The sequence below is a fragment of the Sphingomonas sp. PL-96 genome (genome assembly GCF_020707215.1).
Taxonomy (GTDB): Bacteria; Pseudomonadota; Alphaproteobacteria; order Sphingomonadales; family Sphingomonadaceae; genus Sphingomonas.
This window is the reverse complement of the sequence record NZ_JAJFET010000005.1, coordinates 128,890-150,521: the sequence shown is the minus strand read 5'-3', so window position 1 is coordinate 150,521 and position 21,632 is coordinate 128,890. Positions and strand designations below refer to the sequence as shown.

Annotated in this window: 24 protein-coding genes and 1 tRNA gene; 13 read left to right on the top strand and 12 right to left on the bottom strand. The window is 69.1% G+C overall.

Features of this window, described 5'->3' with window-relative positions:
* Position 1: 1 nt before the first annotated feature.
* The 3 genes from LK533_RS11155 to LK533_RS11145 form a co-directional block, all read right to left on the bottom strand.
* On the bottom strand, positions 2 to 874 hold the full coding sequence (locus LK533_RS11155) for a MipA/OmpV family protein (RefSeq protein WP_324255291.1): 873 nt from the start codon (positions 872 to 874) through the stop codon (positions 2 to 4).
* 70 nt (positions 875 to 944) lie between these two features.
* A complete protein-coding gene (locus tag LK533_RS11150; protein ID WP_267495368.1) occupies positions 945 to 1,388 on the bottom strand; it encodes a DUF2141 domain-containing protein in 444 nt (147 codons plus the stop codon).
* A complete protein-coding gene (locus LK533_RS11145; protein WP_229362967.1) occupies positions 1,300 to 2,124 on the bottom strand; it encodes a sterol desaturase family protein in 825 nt (274 codons plus the stop codon). The genes LK533_RS11150 and LK533_RS11145 overlap by 89 nt, the downstream gene beginning before the upstream one ends.
* An 84-nt stretch (positions 2,125 to 2,208) precedes the next feature.
* Between LK533_RS11145 and crtY the strand changes: the two genes are divergently transcribed.
* From crtY to LK533_RS11125, 4 genes are read left to right on the top strand one after another with little or no spacing between them, the layout of a single operon-like run.
* On the top strand, positions 2,209 to 3,390 hold the full coding sequence (gene crtY, locus LK533_RS11140) for a lycopene beta-cyclase CrtY (RefSeq protein WP_229362965.1): 1,182 nt from the start codon (positions 2,209 to 2,211) through the stop codon (positions 3,388 to 3,390).
* Entirely contained in the window at positions 3,387 to 4,865 is a 1,479-nt protein-coding gene (locus LK533_RS11135; RefSeq protein WP_229362963.1) for a phytoene desaturase, read from the top strand. The genes crtY and LK533_RS11135 overlap by 4 nt, the downstream gene beginning before the upstream one ends.
* Before the next feature lie 35 nt (positions 4,866 to 4,900).
* Positions 4,901 to 5,482, top strand: coding sequence for a TIGR00730 family Rossman fold protein (locus LK533_RS11130; RefSeq protein WP_229362962.1), 582 nt, complete (start codon positions 4,901 to 4,903; stop codon positions 5,480 to 5,482).
* A gap of 4 nt (positions 5,483 to 5,486) precedes the next feature.
* On the top strand, positions 5,487 to 6,449 hold the full coding sequence (locus LK533_RS11125; protein WP_229362960.1) for a phytoene/squalene synthase family protein: 963 nt from the start codon (positions 5,487 to 5,489) through the stop codon (positions 6,447 to 6,449).
* A 133-nt stretch (positions 6,450 to 6,582) separates the two neighbouring features.
* On the opposite strand, the gene LK533_RS11120 is transcribed toward LK533_RS11125, so the two are convergent.
* Positions 6,583 to 6,669: transfer RNA gene (locus tag LK533_RS11120), tRNA-Leu, on the bottom strand.
* 176 nt (positions 6,670 to 6,845) lie between these two features.
* On the opposite strand from LK533_RS11120, the gene LK533_RS11115 reads away from it, so the two are divergent.
* On the top strand, positions 6,846 to 8,264 hold the full coding sequence (locus LK533_RS11115) for an MATE family efflux transporter (RefSeq protein WP_324255290.1): 1,419 nt from the start codon (positions 6,846 to 6,848) through the stop codon (positions 8,262 to 8,264).
* A 165-nt stretch (positions 8,265 to 8,429) separates the two neighbouring features.
* On the opposite strand, the gene LK533_RS11110 is transcribed toward LK533_RS11115, so the two are convergent.
* Positions 8,430 to 9,233: a zinc-ribbon domain-containing protein gene (locus LK533_RS11110; RefSeq protein WP_229362958.1), complete on the bottom strand. Its 804-nt coding sequence runs from the start codon at positions 9,231 to 9,233 to the stop codon at positions 8,430 to 8,432.
* Between the two features lie 150 nt (positions 9,234 to 9,383).
* Between LK533_RS11110 and ftsE the strand changes: the two genes are divergently transcribed.
* Genes ftsE through LK533_RS11090 form a run of 4 tightly spaced genes read left to right on the top strand, consistent with a single transcriptional unit; the run spans position 9,384 to position 12,209 of the window.
* Positions 9,384 to 10,094 carry a cell division ATP-binding protein FtsE gene (gene ftsE, locus LK533_RS11105; protein ID WP_229362956.1) on the top strand — a complete coding sequence of 237 codons (711 nt, stop codon included), beginning with the start codon at positions 9,384 to 9,386 and terminating at the stop codon, positions 10,092 to 10,094.
* Positions 10,094 to 10,975 (top strand): cell division protein FtsX, encoded by an 882-nt coding sequence (locus tag LK533_RS11100; RefSeq protein ID WP_229362954.1) that lies wholly within the window; start codon positions 10,094 to 10,096, stop codon positions 10,973 to 10,975. Before ftsE ends, LK533_RS11100 begins: the two co-directional genes overlap by 1 nt.
* A complete protein-coding gene (locus tag LK533_RS11095) occupies positions 10,972 to 11,511 on the top strand; it encodes a YdcF family protein (protein WP_229362953.1) in 540 nt (179 codons plus the stop codon). Before LK533_RS11100 ends, LK533_RS11095 begins: the two co-directional genes overlap by 4 nt.
* Entirely contained in the window at positions 11,508 to 12,209 is a 702-nt protein-coding gene (locus LK533_RS11090) for a lysophospholipid acyltransferase family protein (RefSeq protein WP_267495354.1), read from the top strand. The genes LK533_RS11095 and LK533_RS11090 overlap by 4 nt, the downstream gene beginning before the upstream one ends.
* 4 nt (positions 12,210 to 12,213) lie before the next feature.
* Here the strand turns inward: LK533_RS11090 and LK533_RS11085 are convergent, their stop codons facing one another.
* Both LK533_RS11085 and LK533_RS11080 read right to left on the bottom strand, forming a co-directional pair.
* Positions 12,214 to 12,975: a molybdopterin-dependent oxidoreductase gene (locus LK533_RS11085; protein ID WP_229362951.1), complete on the bottom strand. Its 762-nt coding sequence runs from the start codon at positions 12,973 to 12,975 to the stop codon at positions 12,214 to 12,216.
* The gene (locus tag LK533_RS11080; RefSeq protein WP_229362949.1) at positions 12,972 to 13,685 is read right to left on the bottom strand and encodes a cytochrome b/b6 domain-containing protein; all 714 of its coding nucleotides are present in this window, start codon (positions 13,683 to 13,685) and stop codon (positions 12,972 to 12,974) included. The genes LK533_RS11085 and LK533_RS11080 overlap by 4 nt, the downstream gene beginning before the upstream one ends.
* Before the next feature lie 69 nt (positions 13,686 to 13,754).
* On the opposite strand from LK533_RS11080, the gene LK533_RS11075 reads away from it, so the two are divergent.
* Complete coding sequence (locus LK533_RS11075; protein WP_229362947.1) at positions 13,755 to 14,366, top strand: flavin reductase family protein; 612 nt, start codon at positions 13,755 to 13,757, stop codon at positions 14,364 to 14,366.
* On the opposite strand, the gene LK533_RS11070 is transcribed toward LK533_RS11075, so the two are convergent.
* The 4 genes from LK533_RS11070 to LK533_RS11055 all read right to left on the bottom strand — a co-directional run bounded on the left by LK533_RS11070 (position 14,367) and on the right by LK533_RS11055 (position 17,564).
* Positions 14,367 to 15,107 (bottom strand): sulfite exporter TauE/SafE family protein, encoded by a 741-nt coding sequence (locus LK533_RS11070; RefSeq protein WP_229362945.1) that lies wholly within the window; start codon positions 15,105 to 15,107, stop codon positions 14,367 to 14,369.
* Between the two features lie 20 nt (positions 15,108 to 15,127).
* The gene (gene rlmN, locus LK533_RS11065) at positions 15,128 to 16,342 is read right to left on the bottom strand and encodes a 23S rRNA (adenine(2503)-C(2))-methyltransferase RlmN (RefSeq protein ID WP_229362943.1); all 1,215 of its coding nucleotides are present in this window, start codon (positions 16,340 to 16,342) and stop codon (positions 15,128 to 15,130) included.
* Between the two features lie 65 nt (positions 16,343 to 16,407).
* Entirely contained in the window at positions 16,408 to 16,896 is a 489-nt protein-coding gene (locus LK533_RS11060; RefSeq protein ID WP_229362941.1) for a hypothetical protein, read from the bottom strand.
* Entirely contained in the window at positions 16,893 to 17,564 is a 672-nt protein-coding gene (locus tag LK533_RS11055; protein ID WP_229362939.1) for a histidine phosphatase family protein, read from the bottom strand. The genes LK533_RS11060 and LK533_RS11055 overlap by 4 nt, the downstream gene beginning before the upstream one ends.
* 136 nt (positions 17,565 to 17,700) lie before the next feature.
* On the opposite strand from LK533_RS11055, the gene LK533_RS11050 reads away from it, so the two are divergent.
* Entirely contained in the window at positions 17,701 to 18,354 is a 654-nt protein-coding gene (locus tag LK533_RS11050) for an outer membrane protein (protein WP_229362938.1), read from the top strand.
* 182 nt (positions 18,355 to 18,536) lie between these two features.
* Positions 18,537 to 19,655 carry a DNA polymerase III subunit beta gene (gene dnaN / locus LK533_RS11045; protein WP_229362936.1) on the top strand — a complete coding sequence of 373 codons (1,119 nt, stop codon included), beginning with the start codon at positions 18,537 to 18,539 and terminating at the stop codon, positions 19,653 to 19,655.
* A 333-nt stretch (positions 19,656 to 19,988) separates the two neighbouring features.
* Here dnaN and LK533_RS11040 read toward each other — a convergent pair whose 3' ends face one another.
* Positions 19,989 to 20,330, bottom strand: coding sequence for a hypothetical protein (locus tag LK533_RS11040; protein WP_229362934.1), 342 nt, complete (start codon positions 20,328 to 20,330; stop codon positions 19,989 to 19,991).
* 98 nt (positions 20,331 to 20,428) lie between these two features.
* Here LK533_RS11040 and recF point away from each other — a divergent pair, with 98 nt between their 5' ends.
* A complete protein-coding gene (recF, locus tag LK533_RS11035) occupies positions 20,429 to 21,502 on the top strand; it encodes a DNA replication/repair protein RecF (RefSeq protein ID WP_229362933.1) in 1,074 nt (357 codons plus the stop codon).
* Positions 21,503 to 21,632 lie beyond the last annotated feature (130 nt).

Sequence of the window (21,632 nt, the reverse complement as noted above, 5' to 3'; positions counted from 1 at the left end):
GTTAGAAGCTGTAGGCCAGGCCGACCGAGCCCAGCCACTGGTTGCGGTCGCCCGCGATGCTGGTGACGGGGCTCTGTGCGAAGTCGTTGAGCATGCGGCGATAGACGACACCGCCGAACGCCTGCAGGCCGTTACGCAGGTCACCGGTCAGCGACACCGCGCCGATGCTGCCGAGCGTCCAGTTCTTCCAGCCGCCGCGTGCGTTGTACACGGGCAGGCCGCTGTCCTCGCTCTCCTGCGGGCTGATGCCGAAGTAGCTGCGCGCATAGCCGCTTTCCGCACGCTCGGCGGAGACGAACACGCTGATGATCGAGCGGGTGCTGAGCGGGGTCATGTAGCTGACGGTGGGCGTGAAGATGCCGGCGGAGTGCGCGCCGCTCACGCCCTTGCGATAGCTGACCGAGGCGGACAGGCGGTCGAACTCGCTGGTGATCACGCCGGTCTGGGCAATGCCGAGGTAGCCGCCGACCTCGATCGCGGTCTTGCGCTTGCCGAGCGCCTTGATGCGATCGTCCTCGATGCCCTTGGTGCTGGCGCGGTTGGTGTTGATCGCCGCTACCGGGCCCGCCTGGAAATCAATGCCCGGGCCAAAGTTGTCCGGCACCAGGTCGACGCTCAGCCGGTTGCCGATCAGCAGGAAGTTGAATCCGGAAACGCGGCCGATCGCGGCGGGAACCGGCGAGACGCCATAGTCGTCCGACCCTTCGTAATCGGGAAGGTATCCGGCGCCGAGGCCGACCATGGCGAAGTCGCCGCCGTTGTCGGTGTTGGGAGTGCTCGCGGAACCCGCGCTATCCTGAGCGAATGCCGGGGCGGCGCCCAGTGCAGACAAGGAAAGCGCCAGGGCGGCGGCAGTACGGAAGATCTTGGCCAAGGACAGGTGCCTTTATGGAATGTTGCCGACGCGTAACGCTACCCTGCAGTCTTGGCTCCCGCGCTCGGTTTCAAAACAAATAACGCATCCGCACCTGTTGCCGATTGGCATCACCTGCCAGCGTGAACCGCGCTGACGCAAAGCGCGGCGGACCGAACCCGAGCCCGGGATTCTGCGAAAAGCCGAACCCCTCCCGCGGGATCCCGGCGATGGTGTCCAGCTTGCCATTGGCGTTCTCGTCATGGACCACCGACAGGGCGTAGCTGCCCGGCGCCAGTCCCTCGATACGGATCACCTGCTGGCCGGCGGGCGCGGAGCGCTTCACGGCATGGGGATCGTTCGCGCACTTCGGGAAGCTCCTGGCATCGGCAGTGACGCACAGCCGGACCATGCCCTTGGCGGAGCGCAGCCCGCTGAGCGTTATCTCAAGCGCGGCGGTCGGTGCTCCCCCCGTCAGCAGCACCAGCGCCGCTGCCCCCCAGCCGAACCGCACCGCCGTTCGGCACACGCGCATGGTCATTCTTGTTCTTTCCAAAGCTGCCAAGTCCGTCGTCGGTGCCGCACAGGCGGTCCCAGAAGCGGAAGTAGAGGCCGAAGTTGCAGCCATAGCGCTGGTGGTGGCGCTGATGATGGCTGGCGGTGATCAGCCACTTGCCGAGCGGACCGTCCCAGACGGCGCGCGGGAAGATTTCCCACCCCATGTGGTTGGTGACGCCCATCACCGTCATCACCGTCAGCACCACGCCCAGCGCCCCGACGTGGATCGGGATCAGGAACACCAGCAGCGGGATGACAAAGGCGCCGGTCAGCGCCTCGATCGGATGGAACGCCATGGCTGCCCAGGCGGTCGGCGGGCGGCTGGCGTGGTGGACCGCATGCGCCACGCGGAACACCCGCGGGCGGTGCATCCAGCGATGGCTCCAGTAGAACCACGTGTCGTGGAGAAAGAGGTAGAGCAGCACCGACAGCGGCAGCCACCACAGCGGCCGGTCGTGCACGTCGGCATAGATCCGGGTCCAGCCGCGGTTCTGCCATCCCCAGGCGACGACGCCGGCCGGAATGCCGTAGATGGCGGCGGAGATCAGGCTCCAGCGGATCTCCTTCACGATCTGCCGGTCGAGTCCCTGGTAGAGCCCCGGCTGTCGCAGCCGGGTCGCGAACGCAAAGCCGCCCGACGCCAGCAGATAGCGCACGCCCACGATTCCCGTCATCGCGAGCGCGGACAGCAGGATGGCGAGGGCAACCGACATGCCTGGCGCTGTAGCGGTTCCGCTGGCCCGGCGCCATGGCGCGCTGCCCTTTCGCCCCGTCGGAAGCTCGGCTAGGCGAGGAACATGCCGACCCACCATCATTGCGACCTGGCGATCCTGGGCGGGGGGCTTGCCGGCGGGCTGATCGCGCTGGCGCTGGCCGAGCGCCGGCCGGAGCTGTCGATCCGCCTTGTCGATGCGGGGACTCGGTTCGGCGGCAATCACCTCTGGTCCTTTTTCGACAGCGACGTGGATCCGGCCGATCGCTGGATCATCGCGCCGGTCGTTGGCCACCGCTGGCACGGCTATGACGTCGCGTTCCCCGGACACCGTCGCACCCTCGACGCCATCTATCACAGCGTGGAGTCGGCGCAGCTCGACGCGGTGCTGCGCGCATCGCTGCCGGCAGAGGCGCTGCTCACCGGCCGCCGCGTGCTGGCGGCGAGCGCGACCGCAGTGGTGCTCGACGATGGCGAGCGGATCGAGGCCAGGGGCGTGATCGACTGCCGGGGCCCGGGCGACCTTTCGCTGCTCGACTGCGGCTGGCAGAAGTTCCTGGGCCAGGAACTGGTGCTGGAGCAGCCGCACGGCCGCGACCGGCCCGTCGTGATGGACGCGCGTGTCGAACAGCTCGACGGCTATCGCTTCGTCTATTGCCTGCCGCTCGGCCCCGACCGGATGTTCGTTGAGGACACCTATTACAGCGATGGTCCCGAGATCGACGTGGCGATTCTGCGAGAGCGCATCCGTGCCTATGCCGAGGCGCAGGGCTGGCGCATCGCCGAGGTGGCGCGCGAGGAGCAGGGCGTGCTGCCGGTGGCGATGGGCGGCGACTTCGACGAATATTGGCGCTCCACCCCGCCGGGCGCCAAGGCGGGGATGCGCGCCGGGCTGTTCCATCCGCTCACCGGCTATTCTTTGCCCGACGCGGTGCGGACGGCAGCGGCGATCGCGGCGGCGCCCGATTGTTCGGCCGACGCGTTGGCCGAGTTGACGCACGGGCTTGCGCGCACGACATGGCGCAGGCGCGGATTTTACCGCATGCTTACCGCCATGTTGTTCAGGGCAGCGAAGCCTGAAGCGCGCTATCGCGTGCTGGAGCGCTTCTATCGCCTGGACGCGCGGCTGATCGGACGCTTCTATGCCGGTCGGTCGATCTGGGCGGACAAGGCGCGCGTGCTCGCCGGCAGGCCGCCGGTTCCGGTGGCACGCGCGGTACGGGCGATTTGGAACATGCGGGCTGGCGGCCGGGAGAAACGGACTTGAGAACGGCAACGGTGATCGGCGCAGGATTCGGCGGCTTGGCGCTCGCCATCCGCCTGCAATCGGCCGGGGTCGAAACGACGCTGATCGAGGGCCGCGACAAGGCCGGCGGCCGCGCCTATGTGTTCGAGCGCGACGGCTTCACCTTTGATGCGGGCCCGACGGTGATCACCGATCCCGACTGTCTGCGCGAGCTGTGGCAGCTGTCGGGGCACGAGATGGCGTGGGACGTCACGCTCGAACCGGTCACGCCCTTCTACCGGCTGAACTGGGCGGACGGCACCAACTTCGACTATTCCAACGACGATGTGTCGCTACGCTCGGAGATCGCCAAGCTCGATCCGCAGGACGTCGACGGCTACGCGCGTTTCCTGGAATATGCCAAGGGCGTGTACGAGGAAGGCTATGTGAAGCTCGGCGCCAAGCCGTTCCTCGACTTCCGCTCGATGCTGAAGGCAGCGCCCGCGCTTGCCAAGTACCAGGCGTGGCGTTCGGTCTATGCGATGGTCTCGACCTTCGTGAAGAACGAAAAGCTGCGCCAGGCGCTGAGCTTCCACACGCTGCTGGTGGGAGGCAATCCGACCACGACCAGCGCCATCTATGCGCTGATCCACAAGCTGGAGCGCGACGGCGGGGTGTGGTTCGCCAAGGGCGGTACCAACCAGCTGGTGTCGGGCATGGTCGCCTTGTTCGAGCGGCTGGGCGGCGCGCTGATCCTGGGCGATCCGGTGACCGAGATCGAGACGCTGGGCGACCACGCTACCGGCGTCGTCACCCGCAGCGGAAAGCGGATCGCGTCGGATGCGGTGGCGAGCAACGCCGACCTGATGCACAGCTACAAGGACCTGCTGCGCAATTCCCGCAGCGCGCGGCGCACGACGGCACGGCTGGAGAAGAAGCGTTTCTCGCCCTCGCTGTTCCTGGTTCACTTCGGCATCAAGGGCACGTGGCCGGGCATTCCGCACCACATGATCCTGTTCGGGCCGCGCTATCAGGGGCTGTTGTCCGACATCTACGACCATGGCGTGCTGTCGGAGGATTTCTCGCTCTACCTCCACCACCCGACCGTGACCGACCCGAGCCTGGCGCCGGAGGGGCATTCGACCTTCTATGCGCTGGCGCCGGTGCCGCACATGGGCAAGCTGCCGATCGACTGGGACACCATCGGGCCCATGTACGAGAAGCGCATCCTGGATGAGGTCGGCCGTCGGCTGATCCCGGACATCCACGATCGGATCGTCACCAAGTTCAGCTATGCGCCGCCCGATTTCGCAAAGGACCTCAACGCGCATCTGGGCTCGGCCTTCTCGCTCGAGCCGATCCTGACGCAGAGCGCCTGGTTCCGCGCGCACAATCGCGACGACCATATCCCCAACCTCTATTTCGTGGGGGCGGGCACGCACCCCGGCGCCGGCATCCCGGGCGTGGTGGGAAGTGCGAAGGCAACCGCCTCGCTGATGCTGGAACGCGGCCGCTGACACGCGGCCGCGTCAACATTCCAAGGACAAAGTACGTGAAGCGACTGGCCATTTATTGCGGTTCGGCGACCCCGACGGACCCGGTGTATATCGACAATGCGCGTTTCGTCGGCCGCACGCTGGCGGAGCGCGGCATCGGCGTCGTCTATGGCGGCGGCCGGCTGGGCCTGATGGGCGCGGTGGCGGACGGCGCGCTGGAGGCGGGCGGCGAGGTGATCGGCGTGATTCCGACCGCGCTGGTCAATGCCGAGGTCGCACACCGCGGCTGCACCGAGCTGCATGTCGTCGAGACGATGCACCAGCGCAAGCAGGCCTTCACCGACCTGTCGGACGGGTTTGTCACCATTCCCGGCGGAACCGGCACCATGGACGAGCTGTGGGAGGCGATGAGCTGGGCGCAGCTCGGCTACCACAGCAAGCCGGTGGGGCTGCTCAACGTGGCTGGCTATTACGACGGGCTGATCGCGTTCGTGGACAAGATGGCCGAGGTCGGCTTCCTGCGGCCGATGCATCGCGACATCCTGCTGGTCGACGACCAGCTCGAGACGCTGCTCGACCGCATGGCGACCCACAAGGTGGCGAGCCCGATCTTTTCCATGTCGAGCAGCGAGCTCTGATCCCATGACCGCGGCCAGCGCCGACCGCCCGAGCCGCGACGCGATCGTCGCGACCGCGCGCGAGACGATCGGCGCGGGCTCCAAGAGCTTTGCGGCGGCGAGCCGGCTGTTCGACCGGCAGACGCGCGAGCGCGCCTGGCTGCTCTACGCCTGGGCGCGGGCGTGCGACGACCTGGCCGACGGGCAGGAGCTTGGCCACGGCATGACGGCGGTGGCCGATGCGCCCGAGCGGCTGGCGCAGATCACCGCGCAGACCGAGGCGGCGCTGGCCGGCGAATGGGTGGGTGACCCGGCGTTCGACGCGCTGCGCATCGTTGCCGCCGAAGCGCGGCTGCCGCACGCGCTGGTGCGCGACGTGATCGCGGGCTTCGCGCTCGATGCCCAGGAGTGGCGTCCGCGAACTGGGGACGACCTGTACCGCTATTGCTACCATGTCGCAGGGGCGATCGGCTGCCTGATGGCGGTGGTGATGGGGGTCGATCCGACCGACGAGGACACGCTCGATCGCGCCTGCGATCTGGGTATCGCGTTCCAGCTGTCCAACATCGCGCGTGACCTGTGCGAGGATGCAGCGGCCGATCGCTGCTACCTGCCGGTCGAGTGGCTGGTCGAGATCGACGTGCCGCCGGGCGAGCATATGAAGCCGCCGTTCCGCCCGCGCGTGGCGATGCTGGCGCGCCGGCTGGTCGACCAGTCCGAACGTTATGAGGCGAGCGCGCGCGAAGGCACGCCGGCGCTGCCGTTCCGCGCCGCCTGGGCGGTGCTGGCGGCGGCCGACATCTATGGCGGCATTGGCCGCGCCGTGCGGGCGCGGGGCGAGCAGGCCTGGGATCACCGGGTCACCACCTCCAAGGCGCAGAAGATCGGTGCGATCGGGCGCGCGTTTGTGGCGGCACAGGGGCGGGCGAGCCGCTATCCGCGACGCCCGCGCGATCCGGAGCTGTGGGTGCGACCGCGGCGGGGGTGAGGCGCTCGGCACCTTGATAGTCCCTGCGCAGGAGCACGGCTGAACGACACTCGCGTCAACGACGACGATGGTACTTCTGGAAGGAAAACCTGCCTCCCGGTTCCCGGCATTCGCCTGGGAACCGGAAGCAGTGTGGTGCGGTCGAGAAGACTCGAACTTCCACGGCCTTTCGGCCACAACGACCTCAACGTTGCGCGTCTACCAGTTCCGCCACGACCGCACATGAACACCATGGGGCAGAACCCCCGGCTGGTAGGCGAGCGCCCCTAGCAGTCGATTCGACGGCATGCAACCGGCTTTGTTCGAACAAGCGTCGCGAACGGCGCCACAGGGCGACTTTCGCGCGTCCGACGGCATCGCTAGAGCCATTTTTTCCGCCGTTCTTCCGAGTATTTCGTGTCCGCGACCGCACAACCTCAGATCCCGGCGCCGCGCGCGGAAGTGTGGCGACTGCTGGGGCTCGCCTGGCCGGTGATGTTGACCAGCCTCAATTGGACGCTGCTCCACATCACCGACGTGGTGATGGTGGGGCTGGCCGGCACCGGCGAGGTCGCGGCGCTCGGCGCGAGCCGGTCGCTCACCTTTGTCGGCATCGTCGTGGTGCTCGGCTGGCTGTCGGGCGTTCTGGTGTTTGCGGCCCGCGCCGACGGCGCCCGCGACCTGCCGGCGACCGGGCGCGTGCTGCACGAAGCGCTGATCGCCGCCATCCTCCTGGGGCTGGCGAGCGGCGGCGTGCTGTTCGCCTTTGCCGAGCCGCTGCTGCGCCTGCTCGGCGTCGCGCCGGCGCTCGCTCCGCCTGCAGCTGAAGTGGTGCGGGTGATGGCGCTCGCCTATCCGTTCCAGCTGCTCAGCATCGCCGCGAGCTTCTTCCTGGAGGGGATCAGCCGCCCGCGGCGGGTAACGGCGGTCAACCTGGGGGTGCTGCCGATCAACGCGCTGCTCGCCTGGGCGCTGGTCGCGGGCCATCTGGGGCTGCCGGCGCTCGGTGCCGTGGGCGCGGCGGCGGCGACCGCCATCGCCTCGGCGGTCGGTGCGGTGGTGCTGCTGGTCTGCGTCTTTCGCCTGCCGGACGCTGCCGAGCGCCAGGTCGGGCGCTGGCGCGGGATCGCGGCACCTCGGCTGGCAGGGGTGCGTGCGCTGTTGGGCTTCGGGCTGGTGCCCGCCGTCGCCTCCGGGCTGGAGCTGGTCGGCTTTGCGGTGCTGATCGGCCTGTCGACGCAGCTGGGGGCGGCGGCCGCCCATGCCTTTCAGATCGTGTTCTCGATCCACAACGTCACCTTTGCGGTCGCGCTGGGGCTGGGATCGGCCGCGGGCGTGCGCGCCGGCAATGCGGTGGGCGAGGGGGTGCCGCACCGGGCAATCGCGCGCGGCGGGCTGGCGGCAATGCTGGCGGCCGGGGCGACCGGGTTGCTTGCCGCGGCGCTGCTGCTGTCCACGGGCTGGCTTACCGGCCTGTTCCCCGCAACCGGCGAAGTGCATCTGCTGGCGGCAGCGATGCTGCTGCGCTGGGCGCCGTTCATCCTGTTCGACGGGGTGCAGGTGGTGCTGGTGTATACGCTCAGGGCATTGGGCGACCAGGTGACGGCCGGCGTGAACAGCATCCTCGCCTTTTTCGTCGTCACGGGCGGAGCCGGCTGGCTGCTGGTCCATGCCGGGGTCGGCCCGCTGGCGCTCGCCTGGGCATCGGGCGTGGGGATGCTCGTGGCGACGCTGCTTCACGGCGGGCGCCTCGCCTGGCTGGCGCGGCGGCTGCGCCGGGCGGCGGATGGGGCAGGGAGCAGCCGTCCGGCTCAGTCCCCCGTTGGTTTCGAGTAGCCGTCGAGCGTGTCGCGACGGCGCATCGGGAAAGCGGTCGCAGCTCTCTCGACACGGGCTCCCGACACGCTCGATCCCTGCTCGAGACAAACGGGTGGGGAACGGACAAACGGGGGAATGGGAAAGGACGGACGGTCAGACGCCAGGCCGTGCCCCCGCCGCCGCCTAGATCCCGTTGACGAAGCTCAGTTCGAGCATCTTGGAGTTCGCCGGCACGTCGAGTTTGGCCGAGTTGAACAGGATCGTGCCGCTCGGGCCCAGCTCGCGCTGCGAGGGGGTGATCGTCCAGCTGTAGACGACGCGTTCGCCCTGGTCCTTTAACTCCACGCGAATGTCGGGCACGCGCTGGCGCTCGCCGGTCGGGTTCACGACCTTGCCGGAGATCGCGAACAGCTCGTTTCCGCTCGACAGGTTGCGGCGCTCGATCTGCTTGTCCGCGAACAGCAGCGGCGTGTCGATGCGGCCGATCGGCAGGCCGATCCTTGCGGCGATCCCCGGCGTGCCGAGATAGAGGATCGCGGCAATGCCGGCGAGCATGGCCAGGCTGGCGGCAACGGCCGCGGCGGTCCAGCGGCGGAACGGGTTGCGGCGCGGGCGGAACGGCGGGCGCGGGGCAAAGGCGTCATATTGGCGCGGCTCGCCGCGTTCGGCACGCTCGCCCTCCGGGTCGATATAGCGGTGCGCGGGCTGGACGGCGGCAGGCGCTGCTTGCGGAGCAGGCGCTGCGGCTTGCGGTGCAGGCGCGGCTACCGGCTCCGGCGGGGGTGCCGCCGCTGCGACAGGAGCGGCCGCTGCGACCGGCGCCGCCTCCTGCTCGGGCGCCGCCTGGGCCACGCCCAAGTCCAGGAGCGCGGGACGCTGGAACCAGCTGTGCTTGCAGCTGGCGCAGCGCACCGTGCGTCCCTCGGGCCCAATCGCCTGATCGGGCACCACATAACGCATATGGCATTGGGTGCACTCAAGGATCATCGACGCAGCAGTTCCGATCGGGGCATGCCGATCCTAAGCATGCGAGAAGCCGTGCTGGCAAGGGCGGAGCGCGCCCTGCGCTTGAGCAGGTCCGGCGGCTGTGCGATGGCGGCGCCCGCGAAGCTTCAAACGGGGTGGCCGGCGTCGGCGATGGCCAATATCGTACAGTTCGAGAATGTCGGTCTTCGCTACGGCAACGGCGCAGAGACGCTGTCGGACGTGAGCTTCACGCTGACGACGGGCTCCTTCTATTTCCTGACCGGTGCGTCGGGGGCGGGCAAGACTTCGCTCCTGAAGCTCCTCTATCTTGCCCAGCGGCCCAGCAGGGGCGTGATCCGGCTGTTCGGCGAGGACGCCGTCACCTTGCCGCGTGGCCGCCTGCCGGGCTTTCGCCGGCGCATTGGTGTCGTGTTCCAGGACTTCCGCTTGGTCCCGCACCTGTCGGCCTATGACAATATCGCCCTGCCGTTGCGGGTGGCGGGCGTTCCGGAGGCGGACGTGGCCGTGCCGGTCAACGAGATGCTGGCCTGGGTCGGCCTTTCCGATCGCGCTGACGCCCCTCCGCCGACGCTGTCGGGTGGCGAGCAGCAGCGGATCGCGATCGCGCGCGCGGTGATCGGTCGGCCCGAGATCCTGGTGGCCGACGAGCCGACCGGCAACGTCGATCCCGACATGGCCGAGCGGCTGCTCCATCTGTTCGAATCGCTCAACCGGCTGGGCACCACCGTGGTGGTGGCGACCCATGATTATGAGCTGCTCCAGCGGATCCCGGCGGCGCGCATGATGCGGCTGGAAAAGGGGCGGCTGATCGACCCGACCGGCGAGATGCGCTTTCCGCCGCGCCCGGACGGGCCGCGCTGATGGCGATGCGCGCAAGCGACCGCCGGCTGCTCGGCGACCGCCAGGGGCGGCGCACGATGGTGTGGATCATGGCGATCATGATCTTTCTGACCGTGCTCGCCGCCGCGATGGGCTTGTCGGTATCGGGTGCCGGACGTGCGCTCGACCGGCAGCTGGCCGGGCGATTGACCGTACAGGTGGTGGAGGCGGACGCGGCCAAGCGCGATGCTGCCGTTCGTCGGCTGCTGGCGGGGCTGCGCCGTGCGCCAGTGGTGGCCAAAGCGGCGGAGGTGGACCGCGCCGAGCTTGCCGAATTGATGCGGCCGTGGCTGGGCGAGGCTGGGCTCGACGCCGACCTGCCGATCCCGGCGATGGTCGACGTCGACCTCAACCAGAGCAGCGATGCCGCAGTGGCGGCGGTGACCCGGATCGCCAAGGCGGCGACTCCGGCCGCACGGGTCGATTGGCACGCGAGCTGGCTGGCGCCGGTGCGCGGGTTCCTGCGCACGCTCGGCTGGGTCGCCTTCGGGCTGGTGGCGGTGATGGCGACCGCTACTGCCGCCGTCGTGCTGCTGTCGGCGCGGGCAGGGCTGGACACGCATCGCGGGACGATCGACATCCTTCACATGCTCGGCGCCACCGATGTCCAGATTGCCCGCCTGTTCCAGCAGCGGATCGCCGTCGACACGCTGACCGGCGGGTTGATCGGCACCGTCGCCGGCCTTGCGGTCGTACTGGTGGTCGGGCTGCAGATCGGCACGCTGGAGTCGCAGGTGCTTGCCGGGCTCGGTCTGTCGGCGCTGGACTGGCTGCTGATCGTGGCAACGCCGATCGCCTTCATGCTGCTGGCGACGGTTGCGGCGCGGATCGCGGTGCTGCGCGCCTTGGGGCAGGTGCTGTGATCTGGCGGCTGCTCTCGGTGGCGGTGATCGGCTGGGTGCTGGGCTTTGCGCTCTTCACGGTGGCGCTGCCCCGGCCGGCGTCGGACACGCTCGTCACCGATGCGGTGGTCGTGCCGACCGGTGCTCCGGGCCGCATCGATCGCGGCCTTGCGGTCGTGCGCGCGGGAAAAGCCAAGCGGATGCTCGTGACCGGCGTCGACCCGGACGTCCGGCCTGGCGAGTTCGCCGTCGCCTACAAGGTGCCGACGCAGACCGTCACCTGCTGCGTCGATCTGGGGCGCGAGGCCGTCGACACCCGCTCCAACGCCGACGAGACCGCGGACTGGGTGCGCACCCACCGCTATCGCACGGTGCGGCTGGTGACGTCCGACTGGCACATGGCGCGGGCGGCGCTGGAACTGCGCTATGCGGTGGATGGCACGGTGGAGGTCATCCCGGACCCGGTCCCCGGCACGCCACGCTTCGGCATCCTGTTCGACGAATACAACAAATATCTCGTCCGTCGCGTCGTGCTGTTGCTGGGGGTTCGCCTATGATCGCGTGGCTGCGGACGCTGGCGTTCAACCTCGTCTTCTACAGCTTCACCATTGGCATCGTGACGACAGCGCCGCTGATGGCGCTGGCGGGGCCAAGCGCGCTACGGCGTCATGCGGAGACTTGGGCCCGGGTCCAGGGCGTGCTCGCCCGCTGGCTGCTCGACATCGAGGTGCGGGTGGAAGGCGAAGTCCCGCACGGGCCGTTCCTGTTCGCTGCCAAGCACCAGGCGATGTTCGAGACGCTGGAACTCGCCTGGCGGATCGGCGCACCGGTGATCGTGATGAAGCGCGAGCTCACCCAGATCCCGCTGTGGGGCCGGGCGGCGCAGCGCTATGGCAGCATCGGCATCGACCGGGCGGGAGGCGCCGACGCGCTGCGCGCCATGCTGCGTGAAGCAAAGGAAGCACGCCGCGCCGGACGCGCGGTGCTGATCTTTCCGGAAGGGACCCGCGTCCTGCCCGGAGAGACGCCGCCGCTGCGCTCGGGCTTTGCCGGCCTCTACAAGGCGCTGGCGATGCCGGTGGTGCCGGTCGCGCTCGACAGCGGGCCGCTGTGGCCGCGCAAGGGCGTGAAACGCGCGGGCACCATCACGCTGCGCTTCGGCACGCCGATCCCGGCCGGCCTCTCCCGCGCCGAAATCGAAGCGCGGGTCCATGCCGGTATCAACGCGCTGGAGCCGGCGTTCTCCGCCGACTGAGCCGTCAGATGCCGGCGTACCACTCATAGTCGGCGATATCCTCCCACAAGCCTCCCTTGCCGCCCGCGATGCCGTCGAGGCTCGCCACCGCCTCGATCCGCTCGATGTACTTGGCGTGCTTGTAGCCGAGCTGACGCTCGACCCTGAGGCGCAGCGGCGCGCCGTTGGGGATCGGCAGCAGCGCGTCATTCATGGCCCAGGCGAGGATCGTCTGCGGATGAAAGGCGTCGATCAGGTCGATCGATTCATAATAGGGGCGCCCGCCCAGCCGATCGGCGCAGTGGAAGACGAGGTAGCGCGCGCCATCGCGCAGGCCCGCAAGGTCCAGCAGGCGCGAGAGGCGCGGGCCGCTCCACTTGCCGATCGCGCTCCATCCCTCGACACAATCGTGCCGGGTGATCTGGGTGCGCGCGGGCATGGAGCGGATCTGCGCCAGTGAGAGCGACAGCGGCCGCGCAACAAGGCCGTCGATCGCGAGCCGCCAATCGGCGAAGTCGCTGGCCGCATGCGCTGCATAGGCCGGCGTGTCCGGCCGTGCGGTGCCGTTGGAGCGGAAAATCGGCGAGCGCTGCTCGGGCCGATATTCGGGAGCGAGCGCGTTGCGGGCGGTGAGCCCGCGCTGGAGCCAGCGCTGCGCGTCCTCGCCCTTGAACAGCAGGCCGCGAACCGCCGGCGTATCGGCGAGCTGGTCGCAGCCGGCGACCAGGCCCGCGGCGCCCGCGGTCATGCCGGCGAGCACGCGGCGGCGGGTGAGGATGCGGCTCATGGCTGTTCGTCCTCGGGCACGCGCCACCAGCCGGTGATCATGGAGCGCACTTCGTTGATCGGGCCGGCGAGGATCACCAGCACCAGGTGGACGACCGTGAACAGCGTGATGGCGGTCGCGGCGAGGAAGTGGATCGAGCGGGCCGAGGCACGCCCTCCGAACAGGTCGAGCAGCCAGGGCCAGGCCGCGTTCATTCCCGGCGAGAGGGTCAGCCCGGTCAGGATCACGAGCGGCAGCGCGCCGAACAGGATCGCGACATAGCTGAGCTTCTGAAAGCTGTTGTAGTCGCGCGGCGATTCCGGGGCATGAAACCGGAAGGCGAGATGGACGCGGAAATCCGCCCACAGATGCCGGCGCGACAGCTCGCCGCGGCGGATCGCCAGGTCGCGGGCGATGTGGCGGTTGACGAGGCTGCCGAGCAGAAAGACCAGCAGCCCGAAGCCGAGCACCAGCGCAAAGAACAGGTGCCACCGGCGTGCGAGCGCGAGGTTGTAGGTCGAGGGGATGGTGATCCATCCCGGGAACCGCTCGAACCGGATCCAGGCACGATCGAAGTTTGCGCCATATTCTCCCCAATAGAGCTGCGGATGGGCGTTCAGGATCATCAGGCCGCTGCCGATCAGGATGAAGATCGCCACCGCATTGACCCAGTGCCAAAGTCGCGTGAGCGGACGATGGCGATAGACGGCGCGGGGTGAAGGCTGGGTCACGGGCGGCAGGATAGAGGCTGGGGCGGGCGGCCGGTAGCCCCCGGGCGCGTTCGCGCGTTAGGATCCGCCATGACCGACTTTCACTTCTACGAACCCGCCGCCGGCCACCGCCTGCCGCACGATCCGTTCAACGCGATCGTGGCACCCCGGCCGATCGGCTGGATCAGCACGCTTGGCGCCGACGGGCGGCGCAACCTGGCGCCCTACAGCTTCTTCAACGCCTTCAACTATCGCCCGCCGCTGATCGGTTTTTCCTCACAGGGGCGCAAGGACAGCCTCGCCAACTGCGAGGCGACGGGCGAGTTCGTCTGGAACCTCGCGACCCGTGCCCAGGCGGAGTCGATGAATGCGAGTGCCGCTGCCACCGAAGCCGACGAGTTCGCGCTCGCCGGGCTCGATGCGATACCCTCGCGGCTGGTCGCGCCGCCGCGGGTGGCGGGCAGTCCGGTGCAGTTCGAATGCAAGGTGACGCAGATCGTCCGGCTGGAGACCAAGGAAGGGCACGCGCTCGACCAGTGGCTGGTGCTGGGCGAGGCGGTGGGCATCCACATCGACGTGGGCCTGCTTGAGGACGGCATCTACCAGACGGCCCGCGCCCGCCCGATCGTGCGCGGTGGCGGCCCCACCGACTATTTCGAAATCGCCGAGGACGCCCTGTTCCACATGCGCCGGCCGGGGTGATCAGCCGTAGGCGCGCCAGAAGAAGACGGCAGTCGTCACGCCGGTGACGGCCAGCGTCCACAGCCGGATGACGCGCGGGGAGAGGCGCTCGCCCAGCCAGGCGCCACCCAGGCCGCCGGCGATGCCGCCCAGCAGCATCGGCACGCACGCCCACCACGCGACCAGCCCGAACGCCACGAAGACGATCGCCGCCGCGAAATTGGCGGTCGCCAGGATCAGCGTACGGGGTGCGGCCATGTGCTTGGGCTCGGTGCCGACCAGCAGGCCGTAGACCGCGGTCATCATCATGCCGATGCCGCCGCCGAAATAGCCGCCGTAGATGCCGAGCAGCAGTTGGGCCGCAATCAGGCTGGTGGCACCGATCGTCACCCGCGCGCGCAGCCATGCCGCGCCGCGCTGCCCCGCAGCGATCGCGCCAAAGGCGAACAGCAGCAGCCACGGCACGATCGCGTCAAAGGCCGTGGGCGGCGTGACCACCAGCAGATAGCTGCCGGCTAGCGCCGCGATGAAGTTGACCGTGTTGAGCAGGCGGATCGGCACGCCGCCGAGCGGGGCCAGGCCACGCCGATAGGTCCAGGCGCTCGCCATCGCCGCGGGCTGGAGCGCAACATTGCTGGTCGCGTTGGCGACGGTGGACGGCAGGCCGATCCCGATCAGCGCAGGCATGGTCGCAAACGCCCCGCCGCCGGCCAGCGCGTTCATCGCGCCGCCGACGCAGCCGGCCGCCCCGGCGAGCGCCATCGCACCCCAATCCATTTGGATCAGCCCAGTGCGGCCATCTTCTCCTCGGCCTCGCGATCCAGCTGCGCGCGGCTCTTCTTTTCGGCGGCGGTCTTCAGCTGGCCGCAGGCCGCGTCGATGTCACGGCCGCGGGGGCGGCGTACCGGTGCCGAAATGCCCGCCTCGAACACGATGTCCGAAAAGGCGTTCACGCGCGCCGGCGTCGAGCATTCGTACGGCGCACCCGGCCAGGGGTTGAACGGGATCAGGTTCACCTTGGCGGGCAGCTGGTACTTGCGCAGCAGGCGGACGAGCTCATGCGCGTCGGCGTCGCTGTCGTTCTTGTCCTTCAGCATCACATATTCGAAGGTGATGCGCCGGGCGTTGTTGGCACCGGGATAGTCGGCGCACGCCTGCAGCAGCTCCTCGATGCCGTACTTCTTGTTGAGGGGCACGATCTCGTCGCGCACTTCCTTGGTCACCGCGTGGAGCGACACCGCCAGGTTGACGCCGATCTCCTCACCCGCGCGGGCCATCATCGGCACCACGCCGGAGGTGGAGAGCGTGATGCGCCGCTTCGACAGGGCCAGGCCGTCGCCGTCCATGACGATCTGCAGCCCGGTCTTCACCTCGTCGAAGTTATAAAGCGGCTCGCCCATGCCCATCATCACGATGTTGGTGAGCATGCGGCCCTCCGGGCTCGACGGCCATTCGCCCAGCGCATCGCGCGCGAGCATGACCTGGCCGACGATCTCGCCCGCGGTCAGGTTGCGCACCAGCCGCATCGTGCCGGTGTGGCAGAAGCGGCAGTTGAGCGTGCAGCCCACCTGGCTCGACACGCACAGCGTGCCGCGATCGGCGTCCGGGATGAACACCATCTCGTAATCCTGAGCGTCGGGTGAGCGCAGCAGCCACTTGCGCGTGCCATCGGACGAGACCTGTGCCTCGACCACCTCCGGCCGGCCGACGACGAACCGCTCGGCCAGCCACGGGTGCTGCGCCTTGGCGATGTCGGTCATCTGGGTGAAGTCGGTGGCGCCGCGATTATAGATCCAGTGCCACAGCTGCTTGGCGCGGAGCTTGGCCTGCTTGGGCTCCAGCCCTGCGGCTTCGAGCGCCTCCCGGATCGCCGGCTTGGACAGGCCGACCAGGTCGACTCGGCCGTCCGGGCGCGGCGCCTTGGCCGTTGCGCGGGGCACGGGCACGGGATCGATGTGCCCCGGAATGGGCATGGGCGGCGTCGACACTGTCAGCATGGGCGCGCATATAGTCGAATTTCCGCGCGATTTCCATGCCCTTGGCTGACCCGTCCGGCCTGGCGTCAACCGGGCATGCAGGCGAGGGCGGCGGCGTCGATCGCGGTGGCCGCGCCTGTCAGCGTATAGACGTCGACAAACGGGCTGCCCCCGTCCGCCACGCTCTCCACGCTCATACTGCGGCCCGAGCGCATGGCGGCCACGATCGCGCGGTCGGCGGCGGGGTCCGGCGCCCAGGCATCCTGCGCGCCGGCACGCAGCGGGAAGCGGCGTTCGCCCACCGACAGCGTCACCTGGGCGGAGGGCGCCCGTTTGCGGCTCAGCCGCAGGTGCAGCTGGTTGCGGACATGGGCGCCCGGCCAGTGCGCGACGCTGACGAACGGGTAGAGGCTGGTGCGGCGCGAGATCGGCTTGGTGATCGCATAGCAGCGCCGCGGCGCCGCGTCGGCGAACGCACCCCAGCGCCCGAAGATGCCGATGGTGCGCCGCCCGTCCGGAACCGGCGTCGGGCTCGCCTGCGCCAGCGCTGCGGCCGCCAGCAGGGTGGCGATCACGCCGGTGCTGCGTGCGCGGCGCCGCCGCTGCCACGGTGGACCAATGTTTCGACACCGCCCTCGATCCTGACGATCGAGCCTTGCGGCAGGTCCGGGGCCACCGGTGCGGCAAATTGCGGCAGCACGTCCATGCCCGTCATCACCCCGCGCAGGATGCGGCTCGACATGCCGTGCATGATCACCAGCCGGTCTCCGGGATCGTCGTTCGTATCGGCAAGCCAGCCCGACACGCGCACGGCTATTGCGTCATACCATTCGCCGCCGGGGGGCGGGCGCCGGTAGAGACCATGCTCCAGGTCCAGGAAGTCGGCCGATTCCTGCGCCACCTCATGATAATAGCGGCCGCTCCACTGGCCCATGCCGATCTCCACCAGCCGCGCGTCGGTGTGCGCCTGGTGCCAGTCGAGCTCCAGATGCTCGGCGATGATCGCCAGCGTCTGAAGCGCGCGCCCGGCGGTGGAGGCCCAGAGCGTCAGCTTCGGACGCGGGCCGAGCAGTTCGCGCAGCGCGGCGCCCATCGCATCCGCCTGGGCAAAGCCGGCGCGGGTAAGCGGCGTGTGCGGATGATCGCCCTGCATCCGCCGGGCCACGTTGTAGACGGTCTCGCCATGCCGCGCGATGTAGTCGCGCCCCAGCCGTGTCGCGTTCTGCGGTGCCTTGTTCGCCATGGTCCCGTCTTCAAGCCCCTGTTGCGGGAATGCAACGAAAATCCCTGTTTAGCTGAGGTTCATGAAACCGCGGGCGGCTCCGCCTATTTGAGCACTCTGCCCGGCGTACCTCGGGCAGCAATGTATGGAGTTTGTTATGCGTTACGTCGCTCTGGGCCTGCTGGCCGGTTCCACTGCTTTTGCCGCGCCGGCCATGGCGCAGGACGTCAACCCGAACTTCACGGGCCCGCGCGTTGGCGTGGTCGCCGGCTATGACGCGGTGCGCCCGGGCAGCAGCGAGGATTCGGACATCGACGGCGATGACCAGACCGTCGACGGGTTCCTCTATGGCGTGGACGTCGGCTACGACTTCGCCGTGTCGGGCGCCGTGGTGGGTGTCGAGGCCGAACTGACCGATTCGACCGGCAAGACCAAGACCAACACCAGCGACCCTGAGTATTTCGGCTATGGCCGGGTGGCACCGGGCCGCGACATCTATGTCGGCCTGCGCGCCGGTCTGCTCGCCACCCCGCAGACCCTGGTCTATGCCAAGGCCGGCTACACCAACGCCAAGCTGAACGTGCAGGGCGTGAACGGCGATGTGGACTTGGACCGCAACTATGAGCTCGACGGCTATCGCGTCGGTGCGGGCGTCGAGCAGTCGATCGGCACCAACACCTATGCCAAGCTCGAGTATCGCTATTCGAACTATTCGAGCGCGGACTTCCGCTTCGACGGCAACACCACCGACAGCTTCGACGTGGATACCGACCGCCACCAGGTGCTGGTTGGCGTCGGCATGCGCTTCTAAGCGACGGCCGCTTGCGCGCTCGCCCGGGCGGCGGTTCCGCCCCAAGGCGCGCGCAATCGGAGACAAGGAGGGCCGGAGCAGCTTGCTCCGGCCCTTTTTTGCGCGCTAGAGGTGGCGCAATGGACCAAATGCCACCCGCCGGGTGGCCAGGACGAGGGCGGGCGCCCGGGGGTTTTGAGAAGATGAAGGCGACGATCGAACGCGCGACCCTGTTGAAGGGGCTGAGCCACGTCCAGTCCGTCGTCGAGCGGCGGAACACGATTCCGATCCTGTCGAACGTGCTGATCGAGGCGGCGGAGAGCGGCACGATGCGGCTGATGGCAACCGACCTGGACCTGCAGATCGACGAGACGATCGCAGCCGCGGTCGACCAGCCCGGCGCGATCACCGTGTCGGCGCACACGCTGTTCGACATCGCGCGCAAGCTGCCGGAGGGCGCGCAGGTGCAGCTGCAGGCGGCCGAGGGCCGGCTGACGGTGGTCGCGGGCCGTGCCCGCTTCAACCTGGCGACGCTGCCGCGCGACGACTTCCCGGTGATCGCCGAGGGCGAGCTGCCGACGCAGTTCGAGCTGCCGGCGGAAATGCTCAAGCAGATCATCGACAAGACGCGCTTCGCGATCTCCACCGAAGAAACGCGCTATTATCTGAACGGCATCTTCCTGCACGTATCCGAGGACGGCACCGGCGAGCCGGTGCTGAAAGCGGCGGCCACCGACGGCCACCGGCTGGCGCGCGTCACGCTGCCGCGCCCGGAGGGTGCCGACAAGATGCCGGACGTGATCGTGCCGCGCAAATGCGTGGGCGAGCTGCGCAAGTTGCTCGAAGAGGTCGACGGCTCGGTCGGGGTCTCGCTGTCGGGGTCCAAGATCCGCTTCGATCTTGGCCAGGCGATCCTGACCTCCAAGCTGATCGACGGCACCTTCCCCGATTATTCGCGTGTCATCCCGACCGCGAACGACAAGCTGCTCAAGCTCGACCCCAAAAGCTTCATGGAGGGCGTCGACCGCGTGTCGACCATCGCCACCGAAAAGACCCGCGCCGTCAAGATGGCGGTCGATCGCGACAAGATCACGCTGTCGGTGACCAGCCCGGAAAATGGCGCCGCGGCCGAGGAAGTGCCGGGCGACTATAGCTCGATGCCGTTCGAGATCGGCTTCAACAGCCGCTATCTGCTCGACATCCTGGGCCAGATCGAGGGCGACCTGTGCGAGGTGCATCTCGCCGATGCCGCCGCCCCGACGCTGATCCGCGAGAACGACAAGTCGCCCGCGCTCTACGTGCTGATGCCGATGCGGGTGTGATGCGCGCTTCGGCGCACCTCTAAGCGGGCCTGTCCGGCATCTCGGCAAAGGGCGGTCGCTTGCGGCTCCCTCTGCAAGGGGGGTCACCCTCGTGGGTTCTTAACGTCGCCCCGGCCGCAACCGGAGCGCTGGCAGAACGCGTCCGGGCTCCTGCAAAGGCAGGAGCCCGGGGTTCCGGACGTAGTCATCCGTTGTTCTACCCGGCCCTGGATTCTGGCCTGCGCAGGAATACGGCAGCACCAAAGGCCCTTGGTGCGCCTTTCGTGCAGGTCCCGGCGCCGGGGCTACCATGCGGAATGGTCATCCGGCCCGATACGCCCCGCGGGCCTGCCGCTATTTCGCCAGCGCGGCGCTGGCGCGGGCCTTGCCTTCGTCGCGGATGGCGCGGGCCTTTGCCTCGGCCTGTTCCTGTACCAGCTTGGCTTCGCGTTCCTGCGCCTCGGCACGGACCTGAAGGCGCTGGGCGTCATAGCCGCCGCCCTGGCCGGCCTGCTGGCGCAGCTGTTCGGCCTCCGCCTTCATGCCCGCCGCGACATTTCCGGCCTGCGCCTCGATCGCATCGGCCTGGGCTTCGGCGGCGTCGCGCAGCTGGTCGGCCTCGCGCTCCTGCGGCGTCTGTGCGCCGCATGCTGCCACCGTGAGTGCCGCCGCTGCGACCAACCATGATTTCCGCATCACCATCCCCTTTTCTCGAAACTCGCTAAGGGCAATTCCCTGAAGCCCGGAAGGTTGCGTCGCGCTTCTCCGCAGCTTGCGCTACAGCGGCGCCCCTGATGCTCGCGCGCCTCTCCCTGACCGACTTTCGCAATCACCAGGATGCGGTGCTGGCGCCGGGGCCTGGCTTCGTGGTCCTGTCCGGCGACAATGGCGCGGGCAAGACCAATGTACTGGAGGCGGTATCGCTGCTCGCCCCCGGCCGGGGGCTGCGGCGCGCGCCGTTGTCGGAAATGGCGCGGCAGGGCGGCAGCGGCGGCTTCGGCGTGGCGGCGGTGCTGGCGGACGACACCGCGCTTGGCACCGGCACACGCGCCGATGCGCCGGAGCGGCGGCTGGTGCGGATCAATGGCGCGCCGGCAACCGCAATGGCGCTCGCCGAGTGGCTGACGGTGCTGTGGCTGACCCCGGCGATGGACCGGCTGTTCGTGGAGCCGGCAGGCGAGCGGCGGCGCTTCCTCGACCGGCTGGCGCTGGCGCTGGCGCCCGGGCACGCCGCCCATGCCAGCCGCTATGAAGCGGCGATGCGCGAGCGCAACCGGCTGCTCGCCGACGACCGTCCCGCCGATCCGGAGTGGCTGGCGGCGCTGGAGGCGCGGATGGCCGAGCATGGCGCGGCGATCGACCGTGCGCGCCGGGCGACCGTGACGATGCTTGCCGACCGCATCACCGCGAGCCCTGCCGGCGCCTTCCCGCGCGCCGGCCTGGCGATCGAAGGCTGGGGCGGGGATGCGGATCGGCTGCGTGGCGAACTCGCCGCCGGCCGCGCCCGCGATGCGGCGGCCGGGCGCACCCTCGCCGGGCCACATCGCTCGGACCTGGCGGTGGTGCATCTGGAAAAGGGGCAGGCGGCGCATCGCTGCTCGACCGGCGAGCAAAAGGCGCTGCTGCTTGGCCTCGTCCTTGCCCATGCCGCGCTGGTGGCGGAGCGCGCCGGGCGGCCGCCGCTGCTGCTGCTGGACGAAGTGGCGGCGCATCTCGATCCCGGCCGCAGGGCGGCGTTGTTCGACCGGCTGGCAGGCGGCGGACAGGTCTGGCTGACGGGCACGGAGCCGGGACTGTTCGACGCGATCGGGACCGAAGCCACGCGCTTCCATGTCGCCGACGGGCGGGTCATCGCCGGCCAACCTTGACTTTTTGCAAGCGCAGGCGCATCTGCAGCACCGCAGCGACGCTTAACCAAGCAGCGTGATCCGGCCTTGCGGCCGAGGCTCGCGTCGCGCTCACCGGCTTCCCAAGTCACGCGGGTCGCATTTTTGCCCC

Coding starts and splice junctions, on each gene's coding strand:
- LK533_RS11150 (WP_267495368.1), bottom strand. CDS start 1,388: ATGCGCGTGTGCCGAACGGCGGTGCGGTTCGGCTGGGGGGCAGCGGCG.
- LK533_RS11145 (WP_229362967.1), bottom strand. CDS start 2,124: ATGTCGGTTGCCCTCGCCATCCTGCTGTCCGCGCTCGCGATGACGGGA.
- crtY (WP_229362965.1), top strand. CDS start 2,209: ATGCCGACCCACCATCATTGCGACCTGGCGATCCTGGGCGGGGGGCTT.
- LK533_RS11125 (WP_229362960.1), top strand. CDS start 5,487: ATGACCGCGGCCAGCGCCGACCGCCCGAGCCGCGACGCGATCGTCGCG.
- LK533_RS11110 (WP_229362958.1), bottom strand. CDS start 9,233: ATGATCCTTGAGTGCACCCAATGCCATATGCGTTATGTGGTGCCCGAT.
- ftsE (WP_229362956.1), top strand. CDS start 9,384: ATGGCCAATATCGTACAGTTCGAGAATGTCGGTCTTCGCTACGGCAAC.
- LK533_RS11100 (WP_229362954.1), top strand. CDS start 10,094: ATGGCGATGCGCGCAAGCGACCGCCGGCTGCTCGGCGACCGCCAGGGG.
- LK533_RS11090 (WP_267495354.1), top strand. CDS start 11,508: ATGATCGCGTGGCTGCGGACGCTGGCGTTCAACCTCGTCTTCTACAGC.
- LK533_RS11085 (WP_229362951.1), bottom strand. CDS start 12,975: ATGAGCCGCATCCTCACCCGCCGCCGCGTGCTCGCCGGCATGACCGCG.
- LK533_RS11075 (WP_229362947.1), top strand. CDS start 13,755: ATGACCGACTTTCACTTCTACGAACCCGCCGCCGGCCACCGCCTGCCG.
- LK533_RS11070 (WP_229362945.1), bottom strand. CDS start 15,107: ATGGCGCTCGCCGGGGCGGCCGGCTGCGTCGGCGGCGCGATGAACGCG.
- rlmN (WP_229362943.1), bottom strand. CDS start 16,342: ATGCTGACAGTGTCGACGCCGCCCATGCCCATTCCGGGGCACATCGAT.
- LK533_RS11055 (WP_229362939.1), bottom strand. CDS start 17,564: ATGGCGAACAAGGCACCGCAGAACGCGACACGGCTGGGGCGCGACTAC.
- LK533_RS11050 (WP_229362938.1), top strand. CDS start 17,701: ATGCGTTACGTCGCTCTGGGCCTGCTGGCCGGTTCCACTGCTTTTGCC.
- dnaN (WP_229362936.1), top strand. CDS start 18,537: ATGAAGGCGACGATCGAACGCGCGACCCTGTTGAAGGGGCTGAGCCAC.
- LK533_RS11040 (WP_229362934.1), bottom strand. CDS start 20,330: ATGCGGAAATCATGGTTGGTCGCAGCGGCGGCACTCACGGTGGCAGCA.
- recF (WP_229362933.1), top strand. CDS start 20,429: ATGCTCGCGCGCCTCTCCCTGACCGACTTTCGCAATCACCAGGATGCG.